The organism is Sphingomonas changbaiensis NBRC 104936, from assembly GCF_000974765.1.
Taxonomy (GTDB): Bacteria; Pseudomonadota; Alphaproteobacteria; order Sphingomonadales; family Sphingomonadaceae; genus Sphingomonas_B; species Sphingomonas_B changbaiensis.
The window spans coordinates 1-13304 of record NZ_BBWU01000026.1 but is presented as its reverse complement, the minus strand read 5'-3'; the positions used below and the strand labels follow the sequence as shown (position 1 = coordinate 13304).

12 protein-coding genes are annotated in these 13304 nt (G+C 66.3%); 2 read left to right on the top strand and 10 right to left on the bottom strand.

Going from position 1 to position 13304, the window contains the following annotated elements:
* Positions 1-51: 51 nt before the first annotated feature.
* The 4 genes from SCH01S_RS06485 to SCH01S_RS06470 all read right to left on the bottom strand — a co-directional run bounded on the left by SCH01S_RS06485 (position 52) and on the right by SCH01S_RS06470 (position 4186).
* Entirely contained in the window at positions 52-348 is a 297-nt protein-coding gene (locus SCH01S_RS06485) for a DUF2849 domain-containing protein (RefSeq protein ID WP_046347982.1), read from the bottom strand.
* Positions 345-1196, bottom strand: coding sequence for a uroporphyrinogen-III C-methyltransferase (gene cobA / locus SCH01S_RS06480; RefSeq protein ID WP_084689430.1), 852 nt, complete (start codon positions 1194-1196; stop codon positions 345-347). The genes SCH01S_RS06485 and cobA overlap by 4 nt, the downstream gene beginning before the upstream one ends.
* A gap of 74 nt (positions 1197-1270) precedes the next feature.
* On the bottom strand, positions 1271-2662 hold the full coding sequence (gene astD / locus SCH01S_RS06475; RefSeq protein ID WP_046347981.1) for a succinylglutamate-semialdehyde dehydrogenase: 1392 nt from the start codon (positions 2660-2662) through the stop codon (positions 1271-1273).
* Between the two features lie 171 nt (positions 2663-2833).
* Positions 2834-4186 carry a protein adenylyltransferase SelO family protein gene (locus SCH01S_RS06470; protein ID WP_046347980.1) on the bottom strand — a complete coding sequence of 451 codons (1353 nt, stop codon included), beginning with the start codon at positions 4184-4186 and terminating at the stop codon, positions 2834-2836.
* A gap of 36 nt (positions 4187-4222) precedes the next feature.
* Here SCH01S_RS06470 and SCH01S_RS06465 point away from each other — a divergent pair, with 36 nt between their 5' ends.
* Positions 4223-5086, top strand: coding sequence for an alpha/beta fold hydrolase (locus SCH01S_RS06465; protein ID WP_046347979.1), 864 nt, complete (start codon positions 4223-4225; stop codon positions 5084-5086).
* 227 nt (positions 5087-5313) lie between these two features.
* A complete protein-coding gene (locus tag SCH01S_RS06460; protein ID WP_046347983.1) occupies positions 5314-6720 on the top strand; it encodes an NAD(P)H-dependent flavin oxidoreductase in 1407 nt (468 codons plus the stop codon).
* 19 nt (positions 6721-6739) lie between these two features.
* Here SCH01S_RS06460 and SCH01S_RS16050 read toward each other — a convergent pair whose 3' ends face one another.
* From SCH01S_RS16050 to SCH01S_RS06435, 6 genes are all read right to left on the bottom strand, one after another.
* Complete coding sequence (locus SCH01S_RS16050) at positions 6740-7225, bottom strand: DUF2971 domain-containing protein (RefSeq protein WP_169746364.1); 486 nt, start codon at positions 7223-7225, stop codon at positions 6740-6742.
* A 471-nt stretch (positions 7226-7696) separates the two neighbouring features.
* A complete protein-coding gene (locus SCH01S_RS06455) occupies positions 7697-9502 on the bottom strand; it encodes a histidine kinase N-terminal 7TM domain-containing protein (protein ID WP_046347978.1) in 1806 nt (601 codons plus the stop codon).
* Positions 9503-9569: 67 nt separating this feature from the next.
* Positions 9570-10838 carry an acyl-CoA dehydrogenase family protein gene (locus SCH01S_RS06450; RefSeq protein ID WP_046347977.1) on the bottom strand — a complete coding sequence of 423 codons (1269 nt, stop codon included), beginning with the start codon at positions 10836-10838 and terminating at the stop codon, positions 9570-9572.
* The gene (locus SCH01S_RS06445; RefSeq protein WP_046347976.1) at positions 10838-11533 is read right to left on the bottom strand and encodes a dienelactone hydrolase family protein; all 696 of its coding nucleotides are present in this window, start codon (positions 11531-11533) and stop codon (positions 10838-10840) included. The genes SCH01S_RS06450 and SCH01S_RS06445 overlap by 1 nt, the downstream gene beginning before the upstream one ends.
* Before the next feature lie 3 nt (positions 11534-11536).
* Positions 11537-11965: an NUDIX hydrolase gene (locus tag SCH01S_RS06440; protein ID WP_046347975.1), complete on the bottom strand. Its 429-nt coding sequence runs from the start codon at positions 11963-11965 to the stop codon at positions 11537-11539.
* A 3-nt stretch (positions 11966-11968) separates the two neighbouring features.
* The gene (locus tag SCH01S_RS06435; protein WP_046347974.1) at positions 11969-13282 is read right to left on the bottom strand and encodes a phosphotransferase family protein; all 1314 of its coding nucleotides are present in this window, start codon (positions 13280-13282) and stop codon (positions 11969-11971) included.
* Between the last annotated feature and the right edge of the window lie 22 nt (positions 13283-13304).

The window sequence follows — 13304 nt, the reverse complement described above, 5'->3', positions numbered from 1 at the left end:
CCGCGCGAACCCAAATTCCTTCGCGCCTTCGCGTCTTCGCGTGAACCGAATTCATATCACCCAGCTCCCGGCATTCGGATCGGCCGGCTTCAGTGTCAGGTCCGGGCGCACCGTGGGGCCGAGCGCGCGGATGCGGTCCTTGATGTGGGCGGGGCGGGGGCCTTCGGCCGTGGCGATCGCCTCGATGATATAGGCGTTGTTGACGCGGCGCGCGCCTTCCTCGCGGGTCAGGATCGCCTCGCCGGTCTCCCCGACATCGACGGCATCTTCGACGTGGATCGACCAGTAGCTGCCCGCCCACCAGATCACGGCGCCGGATGGAAGATCACTGCCAGTCAATATTTTCACAGTGCTCTCCCTCGGTTTGGGCTGAGCTTGTCGAAGCCCTCCCTTTCCTTTCCTGAGCTGCCGAACAAAGAAGGGAGGTCTTCGACAGGCTCAGGCCAAGCCGAGCTTTGGGTCAGACCCTGTAGGCAATCGACCGCGTCGGACCGATCGACCACTTCGCCAACGACGAGGATCGCCGGGCTCTTCACGTCCTCGCGCGCGATCAGTCCACCCAGGTCGGCGAGCAGCGAGCGCAGCGCGCGCGCGCCGGGCCGGGTGCCGTTCTCCAGCACCGCGACCGGCATGTCGGGCGATACGCCGTCCGCGATCAGCTTTTCGGCGATGTCGGCCCCGGTCGCGACGCCCATATAGATGACAAGTGTGCGGCCTTTGCCGGCAAGGCCGGACCAGTCCTGGTCGGTGAGCCCCTTGCACTGGCCGGCGACGAAGCTGACCGCGCTCGACAGGTCGCGGTGCGTAAGCGGCAGCATCGCCTCCGCCGCGCAACCCAGCGCAGCACTGACGCCCGGCACGACCTCGACCGGCACACCCGCCGCCCGGCACGCCTCGGCCTCCTCGCCGCCGCGGCCGAAAATGAAGGGATCGCCCCCCTTCAGCCGCACGACCCGCTTGCCGGCCAGCGCTTCCTCGACCAGCAGCAGGTTGATCGCATGCTGCGCAAGCGTGTGGCGGCTGCGCTGCTTGGCGACGGAGATGCGCGGCGCCTGGCTCAGCGCCAGGATGCGGGGATCGACCAGCCCGTCATGGACGATCAGATCGGCCGTGCGGAGCAGCTCCGCGGCGCGCAGCGTCAGCAGCCCGGGATCGCCGGGGCCTGCACCTACAAGATAGACATGGCCTTGTTCCATGGCCCGCAGATGGGCCGCTCCCGCCCGCGCGACAAAGCAAGGATGCTTGGGCAGGGTTTAGCGTGGCTTTCGGCTCAACGAAGGCCGACCGGGATCGTCGCCTCCGCTTTGTCCACTTCGGTCGAAACCACCGGGTACGCGACGTAATCGGCCGCGTAATAGGCGCTCGGCCGGTGGTTGCCGCTCAGACCGATGCCGCCGAACGGGGCTGCGGACGAGGCGCCGTTGGTCGGGCGGTTCCAGTTGACGATGCCGGCGCGCGCGCCCGCCCAGAAGCGGTCGAACAGGGTCTGGTCGCCGCCGATCAGCGAGGCGGAGAGGCCGTACCGCGTGTCGTTCGCCTCGGCGATAGCAGCGTCGAAATCGGGGACGCGGATCAGCTGGAGCACCGGCCCGAACAGCTCCGCGTCCGGCCGGTTCGGCACATCGGTCACGTCGATCAGCGCAGGCGTCAGGAACGGGCGATTGGCATCCGGCCGGTCGAGCGGGTGGATCACCTGGCCGCCGCGCTCGACCAGCGACAGAAACGCCTCGACCAGCGCGTCGGCCGCATCGTTGTCGATCACCGGTCCCATGAAGGTCGCCGGCTCCTCGTGCGGCGCGCCGACGATCAGCCGATCGATCAGCCGCTCGAGCTCCCGCAGCAGCGGCCCTTCGGCGCCGTCCTGCACGATCAACCGCCGCGCTGCCGTGCAGCGCTGGCCTGCGGTCATGTACGCGGATTGCACGATCAGCACCGCGGCGGCGGCAAGGTCGTCCGCGTCCCACACGATGATCGGATTGTTGCCGCCCATCTCCAGCGCCAGGATCTTCTCCGGCGTGTCGGCGAATTGCCGATTGAGCGCGAGACCGGTGCGCGCCGAGCCGGTGAACAGCAGCCCGTCGATGTCCGGATGGGCAGAAAGCGCCCGCCCTTCGCCCGGGCCGCCGACCAGCAGCCGTGCGGCGCCGTCCGGCACGCCCGCTTCATGGTAGAGGCTGATCAGCATCGCCCCGCTTGCCGGCGTTTTCTCGGACGGCTTGAACACCACCGCGTTCCCGGCCAGCAGCGCCGGCACCATGTGCCCGTTCGCAAGGTGCGCGGGGAAATTGTACGGCCCGAGCACCGCCAGCACGCCATGCGGCTTGTGGCGCAGATGCGCGCCGGCGCCCAGGTCGCGCGCGCCGGTCCGCTCCTGGTGCGCGCGGATCGAAATCTCGACCTTGTTGACGACGGTGTCGACCTCGGTCCGCGCTTCCCATAGCGGCTTCCCCGTCTCGCGCGCGATCAGGTCGGCGAACAGCTCCTTCCGCTCCTTTGCGAGCTCGGCGAAGCGGCGGAGGATCGCGATCCGCTCGTCGAGCGGCCGCCTTGCCCAATCGGCCCAGGCGGCGCGCGCGGCCGCGACTTCGGCATCGGCATTCCCGATCGGCGCGCGCCAAAGCTCCGCGCCGGTCGCGGGTTCGTAGGAGATGAGGTCGGTCATGGGGAGGGCTTAACAAATCCTCCCCTCGCTTGGCGAGGGGAGGGGGACCGCTCGCCGCAGGCGAGTGGTGGAGGGGCCGGAGCGAAGCGGAGGGGGGGGCAGTCCTCGCTTCGCTGCGGCCCCTCCACCATGCTTCGCATGGTCCCCCTCCCCGAGCGAGCTCGGGGAGGATCAAGAAAGCGCCGCCCCCATGTCCCGAATTTGCGCCACCTTCGCATACAGCGCGGACCAATCATCCGCCTCCGCGATCCTCGCCCAGATCGCCTCCACCTCCTCGATGTGCATCGAGCATGGCTCACCGGCCCAATAAGGGGGATCGAGCCCCCGCGCCGGCGCGTAGGCCGCGATCCGCTCCCGGAACGGCGCGAACGCCTCGCCCGCATAGGTGTCGGAGGCGCGCCGCAAGTCGCCCCCGGCCCAATCGAAAAAGAATCGATCGATCCCGACGCCGCTCTCGACCAGCCCCTGCTCGATCGCCTGTACCAACCCGATATCCTCTTCCCCGCGCAAGACGACGCCCAGCCGCCACAGGAACCGCTCGACCAACGCCTCGCGATACAGCGCCGGAAACCGGTCCAGCTCCGCGATCATCGCGTCCACGTCGGCGATCGTGCGCAGCGCGCCCGCCAGCTGCACCACGTCCCACTGGATCGCCTCGGCCTGCCGCCCGAAGCTGTAGAGCCCGGCATGGTCGAAATAGGCGGCGGTGAAATCCGGATCGAACGTCGGCGCGAACCGCCACGGGCCGTAGTCGAAGCTTTCGGCGGTGATGTTGATGTTGTCGGAATTGAGCACGCCGTGCACAAACCCCGCGGCCATATAGCTCGCCGCCAGCCGCGCGGTGCCTTCGACCACATGACGCAGCAGCTCGATCGGGTCTGCGCTCGCCGACCCGAAATAGGTGCGCAGCGAATAGTCGGTGAGCCGCTTCAGCTCCTCGTCGCTGCGCAGGTAAGCGAGCCGCTGGAAGCTGCCGATGCGGATATGGCCGTGGCTGAGCCGCACCAGCACCGACGAGCGGGTGGGGGAGGGCTCGTCACCGCGGTGCAGCTCCTCGCCGGTCTCGATCAGCGAGAACGTGCGCGAGGTGTTCACGCCGAGCGCCTCCAGCATCTCGGTTGCAAGGATTTCGCGCACCCCGCCCTTCAGCGTCAGCCGGCCGTCGCCGAAGCGGCTGTATGGCGTCTGCCCCGATCCCTTGGTGCCAAGGTCGAGCCAGCGCCCGCGTTGGTCCTTCAACTGCGCGAACAGGAACCCGCGTCCGTCACCGATATCCGGATTGTACACGCGGAACTGATGGCCGTGATATCTGAGCGCCAGCGGCTGCGGCAGGTTGCCCGGCAGCGGCTCGAAACGGCCGAAATGCCGGACCCACGCGTCGTCGCTCAGCCCGTCCAGCCCCACCTCCGCGGCGGCGCGGTCGTTGCGGAAGCGCAGGATCGTCTCCGGAAAATCCGCCGCCGGCACCGGATCGGCCAGCATGTCGGCGATTTCGAGGATCGGTGGTTGCGGGGGCTCGGCCATACGGCGATATGAGGCGCGGGCGTTCAGGGGACAAGCGTGGCCGATTTCACGGATGGCTATTGGGAAAGCGACGGCCTTCGGCTCCATTACCGCGACTATGCGGGCGGCAGCGACGGCCGGCCGGCGGTCCTGTGCCTGCCGGGCCTGACCCGCAACGTCCGCGACTTCGCCGGCCTGGCCGAGCGGCTTGCGCCCGAATGGCGCGTGATCGCGGTCGATTTCCGCGGACGCGGCGAGAGCGCCTACAGCAAGGATCCGGCATCCTACGTCCCGCCCGTCTATGCGCAGGACGTGCAGGCCCTGATCGGCGCACTGGGATTGAGCGCGTTCGTCTGCATCGGGACGTCGCTGGGCGGGCTGGTGACGATGCTGATGGCCGCTGCCGAGCAGGGCCGAATCAAGGGTGTCGTCTTCAACGATGTCGGGCCTGAGGTCGAGGCTGCCGGCATCGCCCGCATCCGCAGCTATGTCGGCCGCAGCGGCAATTGGCCGACCTGGCTGCACGCGGCGCGCAGCCTTTCCGCCAACCAGCGTCATGTTTATCCGGATTACAGGATCGAGGACTGGCTGCAGATGGCCAAGCGCCTCTACCGCCTGTCCGGCAACGGCCGCATTGTGATCGATTACGATCCGCGCATATCCGAGCCGATGCGCACCGCCGGCGATCAGCCGCCGGTCGATCTGTGGCCGTTGATCGAGCCGCTGAAGCCGGTGCCCGTCCTGATCCTGCGCGGCGAACGATCCGACGTGCTCTCCCCGGCGACGATTGCGCGGATGACGGCGGCGTTGCCCCGCGCCGAGGCGGTCACGGTGCCTGGTGTGGGCCATGCGCCGACTCTCGACGAGCCGGAGGCGCGCGCCGCGATCGATCGGCTGTTGGCAAAGGTGCTGGCGGGCTGAACGACAAAAGGCCCGCCGGATAAGGGGTGGGGGACCCGGCGGGCCGAAGCTGTCTTGGCCTGGTGCCTCCTCAACCGTCGGCAGAGCCTTCGGGTTCCCTCTGTGTCTCGTTTCGGGACGAAAAATGCGGGAGCATGCGCAGGCGCCGCGCGTTTTTCGCTGCACCCAAACTTCTTTGCGCGGAGGGAAAAACCCCTGCTATAGGCCGGCCGATGAACGCAGCGACAATGGGTTTCAAGGGCCTGAAGCCGATCCTCTATGCCGGACGCGAAGTCTGGCCGATTATCGAGGGCGGCAAGGGCGTGTCCGCCACCAATCACGCAAGCTCGGGCGCCTGGGCGGCGGCCGGCGGCATCGGCACCGTCTCGGCGGTCAATGCCGACAGCTATGATCCGACCGGCAAGATCGTGCCCCAGATCTATCAGAGCCGCACCCGGCGCGAGCGCCACGAAGAGCTGATCCATTACGCGATCGAAGGCGCGGTCGAGCAGGTCCGGCGCGCGTTCGAGCTGGCCGGCGGCAAGGGCGCGATCAACATCAACGTGCTCTGGGAAATGGGCGGCGCGCAGCGCGTGCTGCACGGCGTGCTGGAGCGGACCAAGGGCCTGGTTGCCGGCGTCACGTGCGGCGCGGGCATGCCCTACAAGCTGTCGGAGATCGCCGCCTCGTACGGCGTCAATTACCTGCCGATCATCAGCTCCGCGCGCGCGTTCAGCGCCTTGTGGAAGCGCGCCTATTCCAAGGCCGCCGAATGGCTGGCCGCAGTGGTGTACGAGGATCCCTGGCTGGCCGGCGGGCATAACGGCCTGTCCAACGCCGAGGACCCGTTGCAGCCCCAGGACCCGTATCCGCGCGTGAAGGCGCTGCGCGAGACGATGCGCGCCGGCGGCATTGCCGACGACGTGCCGATCATCATGGCCGGCGGCGTCTGGTATCTGCGTGACTGGAACCACTGGATCGACAATCCGGAGCTCGGCTCGATCGCGTTCCAGTTCGGCACCCGGCCGCTGCTCACCCGCGAAAGCCCGATTCCGGACGAGTGGAAGCAGGCGCTGATGACGCTCGACGAAGGCGACGTGCTGCTGCACCGCTTCTCGCCCACCGGCTTCTATTCCTCCGCGGTGCGCAATCCATTCCTGCGCAACCTGGAGGCGCGGTCGCACCGCCAGATCCCGTTTTCGGGCGAAATGGCGGGCGATCACACGCATCAGCTCGATGTCGGCGTCAAAGGCCGTAATTTCTGGGTGACGCCGGGCGATCTGATGCGCGCGCGCGAATGGTACGGCCTCGGCTTCACCGAGGCGTTGAAGACGCCGGACAACACGCTCCTGTTCGTCACGCCCGAGGAAAAGGCGGTGATCCGCAAGGACCAGGCGGATTGCATGGGCTGCCTTAGCCAGTGCGCCTTCTCGTCCTGGGCCGATAACGAGACCAACTCGACCGGCCGCCTCGCCGATCCGCGCAGCTTCTGCATCCAGAAGACGCTGCAGGACATCGCCCATGGCGGACCGATCGACCAGAACCTGATGTTCGCCGGCCACAACGCCTACAATTTCAAGCGCGACCCCTTCTATTCGAACGGCTTCGTGCCGTCGGTGAAGCAGCTTGTGGACCGGATTCTGACGGGGGATTGATCGTGGGGCTCGGAAGAGATTAGCTTAATTTTCTTATAGTTAAGCTGAACGTGCTTCTGCTGGGAATTGCCTGAAATATTGCCGGCTTTGATGAGCTCGCCTTAGTGGCTGCAATAATTTCGGCTTTGGCGTGGTCGGTAATGCGGGAGCCGAGAATAACTTCTTTGAGAGCTACCGGAGGGAAATGCCTGAGCCGACTTTCAATGTCTTGATTGATCATTCTCCACTCGCGCTCATAGCTCCAATCTGCAGCCTTCGTTAGGAGTATTTTCTCTAACAACTCCTCGCCCTGTCCCTTTCGGATTAAGTTGATCGTAGGGCGATCCTGCCGATAAATCACTTCAAAAGCGCACGCGAAATCGATGGCTTCCAGGGATGGCTCAAATCCGAGGCACAGTCCGGTATGAGAGGACGCATAGTGCGACCACATCAGTATGTTGTCAGAGTGTTCGGTTAGAGAGCAAATGCCTACTCGCTGAAGCAATTTCATATTTGCTTCAGTCATAGCGTCGGCAATGTCAACCGGTTTTCTCCGCCGTCCCTCCGCGACCATCCGTCGACGTTCGACGCGACTTTTTCCTCTCCCTAGGACATTGGCAGCCTTCTTTGCATTGTCTTGGTGGCTGTTTGTTAGTCCCCCTATACTCGTGATTTGGTACGCAATCGAATGGATCGTTGGATGTAAGAGGACTTGGCCAGTAAAGTCGGCAATTTTGAATGGAGTCGCACGCTTGTTGAAGATGTTCCTCCGTCGCTAGGGCGCGGTATTTATACAATCGCGGAGGTATCTTCTGACCTTGGCTCAATTAAAAATCCTTACATGACCCCGAACAAATGCCCCGCGACTTTCCGCATCTGGATTTCCTCGGAGCCTTTGGCGATGCGATAGCGGCTGTGGTGGCGATAGATGTGCTCGAACGGCTTCGTACCGTTGATGAAGCAACTCGTCGACGGGTTCGGCGGGGCAGGGGCGGCGCTAGGCGGCGGCCGAGGCGCCGATCAGCGATCGGTTTTCCGCCTTCAGCAGCTGCACCTGCTCGACAAGCTCCGACGTCCGCTTTTCCAGCTGCTCCACCCGTAGCGCATGCAGGTCGAGGCCTATTTGGTGCGCGGCCTGGGCGAGCAGTTCCTGTTCGTCGGGGCGGTAATGCTCGCCGCGCGCCTTGGGACCGAGCAGGACCAGCCCGATCAGCGATGCGCGCTGGAACATCGGCAGCGCAATAACGGCCGAGCCGGCACTGTTGTCGTCGCCAATCTCGACACCGGACCGATGGGCGCGAAGGGCGACCGGAGCCGGATGGTCGATGTCGATGGAATCCGGCATGCGCCCGGCCCTGACCTCCGCCCGGTAGCCCGCATCGCCTTCGCCCAGATACAGCGCGTAATCCGCGCCGCCGGTGAATCGCGACAGCTCGCGCGCGAAAGCGGCCAGCAGCGCCTCCGGCCGGGTGATGAAGCTCGCTTCGAACACGAACCGGCGCAGCGTTCGCTCATTATCGTGCCAGCTCCGGAAGAACAGCGCTTCCAGATGATGTTCGACGAAATCGCGGACCCGGTGAAACGTCAGGAAAATGCCGAGCGCGATCAGCGCGTCGATGATGGCGCTGACCTGGTGCCCCTCGGGCTTCAGCCATTTGTCGACGCCCCATTCGGTAAGCCCGAAGGCGGTCAGCAGGATCAGGCTGACCGCGCCGTAGACCAATGTGCGGTTCACGACGAAGCCGAGATCGACGACCCGATGGCGCAGGACCGCGTAGCTGAACAGCAGCGGGCCCAACAGGCTCAGCACGACATTCACGTCGTAGAGCGGGTTGTCCGGGTCCATCTTTGCGCGCTTCAGCACCAGGAACGAGAAGGTCTGGACCAGCGACAGCGCAAAGGTGAGCAGAAGCGCGATCAGCAGCAGCGAATAGCGCCGTCTCAGGTCGCCATCCGCACGGCGGTAACCGCCGGCCAGCACAGAGACCGTGCCGCCATAGGCAAGCGTGATTTCGACCATCAGCGCAAGCACGTTTCCGTGGATCAGCGGTGACGTGAAGGCAGTGAGGTTGGAATAGAAGGCGATCAGAAAGCTGATCGCGAGCGCGCCGCAGAGCACCGCATAGGCGTGCCGCTCGCCGTTTCGGATGGGGCGCGTATGTCGGTCGAAGAATGACAACGCGAAGGCAAGCATCAGGAACGGCACCGCTGCGACGCCGGCATAGGCGAGCGTAATCCAGAGCATCGACCAGAGCGGCGGCGCCGGGAAATTGCTGGTGATCGTCGCCGCGATGAAGGCGATGCCCAGCGCTTCGGCGCCGGTGTCGCCGAAGCAGCGCCAGAACAGGAGGAGGCCCAGGCTCAGGTCGAACAGCGTGATCAGGAACCGAACGTTCGCCACGTTCTTCGAGCTGCCGGTGAAATCCGGGACGGTGATCGCCAGGTGCTGCCAAGGACCAGGCGCAACCCGCGTGAAGCCGAACGTTTCGCCGGTTCCGATCGTACGGAAGTCGTTCCAGGGTATGTCGAGCCGCAGCCGGTCGCCTTCCCTGACCACCGCCGCGAGCGGGGTTCCCGGCTTCAGGTCCCGAACGATGACGTCGATCCGGCCGCGATCGGTCGTCCGCTCGAGCTTCGCCCCCAGCGACGCCGAAGCGACCCCGCCGTAACTCTCCGGGTGGAACAGCGCCATCTGGGCATAGAGCGCGGACGACACGATCGCGGCCGCAATGCAGGCGCAGGCGAAGAGGAGCCATGCAGGCCTCGCGATCGGGCGTCCGGCGAACGGGAGCGCTTTCGGCACGGCAGTCCCCAGCTTCTGCCGCCGCTCTTTAACATGCTTGGCGGCTGCGCAGAAGCAGAGGGTCTGCCTATCCGCCCATGAACCCGAACAAATGCCCCGCCACTTTCCGCATCTGGATCTCCTCGGAGCCTTCGGTGATGCGATAGCGGCGGTGGTGGCGGTAGATGTGCTCGAACGGCTTGTGGCGCGAATAACCGATGCCGCCATGCACCTGCATCGCGAAGTCCGCCGCCTGGCAGACCAGCCGGTTCGCGCGGTAGTTGCACATGCTGACCTTGTCGGAGAGACGCAGCGCCACCTCGGGCTTGGACATGGTGTCCATCTCCGCCGCCGTCTTCCAGATCAGCAGCCGCAGCATCTCCGCCTCGGTCGCGAGCTCGACCAGCGGGAATTGGATCGCCTGATTAACCGCCAGCGGCTTGCCGAACGGCTTGCGCGCCTTCGCGTAATTCACCGCCTCGTCGATGCAATATTGCGCCGCACCGACCGAGCTTGCCGCCTGGCGGATGCGGTTCTCGTGGACGAAGTGCTGCGCGACGGCGAGGCCGTCGTCCAGCCGCCCGAGGATCGCGGTTTCGGGCACCCACACGCCGTCACAGCGGAGCTTCGGGTGGTCGGTCGGCATGTTGAAGGTCCACAGATACTCGCCGACCTCGAACCCCGGCGCGTCGGTCGGCACGATGAAGCAGGTGATGCCGCTTGCCCTTCCGTCCTCGCCGGACGTGCGCGCGAAGGTCATCACATGCGTCGCGACGTGAGTCCCCGTGATCCACATCTTCTCGCCGTCGATGCGCCAGCCGGGGATGCCGCCCCGCACCTCCGGCACCGCACGCGTCTCCATATGCGTCGCGTCGGAGCCATGCGCTTCCTCGGTCAGCCCGAACGCCCAGCGCATGTCGCCCGTCAGCATCGGCGGGATGAATTCGCGCTTCTGTGCGTCGGTGCCGAAGTCGCGCAGCATCAGCACCTGGACGAGGTTGCCGACGATACTGGATTCATTCTGCAGGTCATTGTGCAGCCCCAGCCCCTTGGCCGCGAGGTGATGCCGGATCACGGCCATCGCCAGGTTCGACCCGTCGCGCCCGCCGAACTCCGCCGGGATCGCGAACCGGTAATGCCCGGCGGCGTCCGCCCGCCGCCGCATCTCGGCCAGCAGCGCCTCCCACTCCGCCCGCGGCAGCCCACCCCGATCCCAGTCCGTCCGCGCATGTTCGCGGCGGTGATCGAAGAAGCGGATATTGTCGTCGGCCGCCTCAAGCGGCTTGATCTCCGCCTCGATAAACGCGTCGAGCTCGGCGAGATAGTCGGTGATCTCGCGCGGGATGTCGAACAGCATCAGCCGAAACTCTCCTCCAGCATCGCGAACGTCATCGCCCAGGCGCGCCCATTCGCTTTCGCGTCGTATCGGAAACCGGGATAGTTGAGCGCGTCGACCGCGGCATCGGTGAAGCTGTGTCCGGCGCCGCCGAACAGATGGAGCTGCCAGTCGGCCCCGGCCTCGTCCATTTCGGCCCGGAAGGTGTCGCGGTCCTCCGCCGGGATCAGCGGGTCCTGGTCGCCGATCATCATCAGCACCTTGCCTTGGGGGAGGCCGGACGAGCCCTCCGGCTTCCTGAAGCTCGGATGGCAGGCGATCGCGCAGGCAAGCGGCGCTCGGTCGCGCAACATTTCCAGCGCCACGATCCCGCCGAAGCAGAAGCCGAGCACCGCATGCGGTCCTGCCGAAACTGTCGCAAGCTGGTCCAGTCCCGCCCGCGCGCGGCGGCGAAGCAGCGCCGCGTCGCCCATCAGCGCGCCCATCAACCCGCTCGCCTGCTCGACCGACGTCGCGGTGCTGCCATACATGTCGAGCGCGAAGGCGACATAGCCCTGTTCCGCCAACCGCGCGGCCGCCTCTTTGGTGTGATCGGTGATGCCCATCCCCTGGTGCACCACCAGCACGCCGGGCGTAGCTTTTCCGCCCGATCCGTCCGCGAGCCACCCGGTCAGGCTCTGGCCGTCGCAATCGTAAGTGATCGGGCGCAGCTGCATGTTTCAGCTCCTCGAGTGAAGATAATCGCGCAGTCGACGCTGGTGGTGTGGGACGGCGTCGTCCTTTGCGAGATACTCCGCGACCGGCACCAGAGCCCAGCGCTGCCCTTCCGATCCGAACCGCACCTGATCGAGCATTTCCGCCGGAATTGGCGCAACCAGGAACGCATCATCGGCGCGATCCGGGAAGACGCTCGGATAAACACGCGACCAGATGAAGTTCGCCGGGTCGATCGCGATCCCGAACTCCTCCATCACCTCACGACAGATGCATTCGGTGACGCTCTCATCCCCCTCGCGGCCGCCTCCGGGCAAGTCCCAGCGCCCGGGCCAATCGATGTCCGGCTTGTCGTCGCGAAGGAAGGTGACGATCGCGTCGCCCACGAGCAGCGCAATCTTGGCGCCATGGAAGCTGGTCACGTCGAGGGTCATGGCTCAGCTCCACATCTCTCGCGCCTTGGCGAGCGCGCTGTATTTCGGTTGATCGGCTTCGAGCTTGGCGAGCGTGTCGCGCTTCAGCCGCGCCAGCAAGCCCGGCGTGGCGAGCGTCGCGCGGCCGGCGAGAAGGTCGTCGCTCAGCGGCCGGTCGAACGCGTCCGGCCCGTCGCGCCGCAGCATGCCGAGCGCATTCAGCGCGACATTGGCCTGGAACCGGTCGCGGCCGGAAAGCTTAGGCTTCACGTCCCGCTCGATCCATTCCAACAGCGCCTCCAGCAGCTCCACGCCGGATGGCTCGCCCTGGCGGCGGACCGGCGCGGGCGAGGGCAGGGAGACCGGGCCCCGCTCCGCCGCCGGTGCCTCTTCCTCCAGCAGCATCAGCAGGTCGATCTCGGTCTCCGATGCCCGTCGCCCGATCACCGCGCGTTCAAGGCTGCGGTCGCGGCCGGAGCGCCAGATGTCGGCCATTTCCAGGCAGCACATGCCCCACCAGAGCGTCGAATAGACCCGCCAGAATCGGAACCGCGCCGGCTCGACCGCGACTCCGCTCTCCCGCTGATAGGCGGCGAACAGCGCGTCGAGCTGGCCGACCCCGAATGCCGGCCGGTCGATCTTCCCGAACCGCCAGCTGTTGATGCAGCCAAAGGCGAGGTCCTGGTGCCGGTCGCCGATATGCGCCAGCTCCCAATCGAGCACCGCCGCAAGTCCGTCCGCGCCGACCATCAGATTGCCGACCCGGAAGTCGCCGTGCAGCAGCACCGGTTCGGCGGGCGCGGGCAGGTGGTCGCGCAGCCATCGGAGCGCGAGCGCCATCACCGGCCGGTCGCCGCCGTAGCATTCGAAGCGCGCCGAAAGCGCCTCGACCATCGCGCCCGGATCGCTGCCGGGGATGCCGTCCGGCACCTGCTTGAGCGGGATCGCGTGGATGCGCGCCAGCTCCCGCGCAATGTCATCGATCAGGCGCCGGGGCGGATCGGCCAGGATCGCGCGCGGATCGGTCGTGCCCTCGACGCGGCGCATCAAATAGCCGCTGCCGAGCCCGTCGGCGTCCACCAGCTCGCCCACCACGTCCGGCGCGCGCATGCCCCGCGCATGCGCCAGGCGGATCAGCGCCGCCTCGACATCATGGCCATAGCTCCGCCCCGCCATCAGCGCATCGCCGGGCGCCCGCCGCAGCACATAGCCGGAGCCATCGCGGTCGAACGACCAGCTTTCCATATTCGCCCCGCCGGTCAGGCGGGTGAGGTTTTCGGGCGGGCCGCCGGAGCCCAGCATCCGAGTCAGGGCGAGGTGGAGGAGAGCGACGTCCATCTAAGCTCCTCCCCGGAACGGG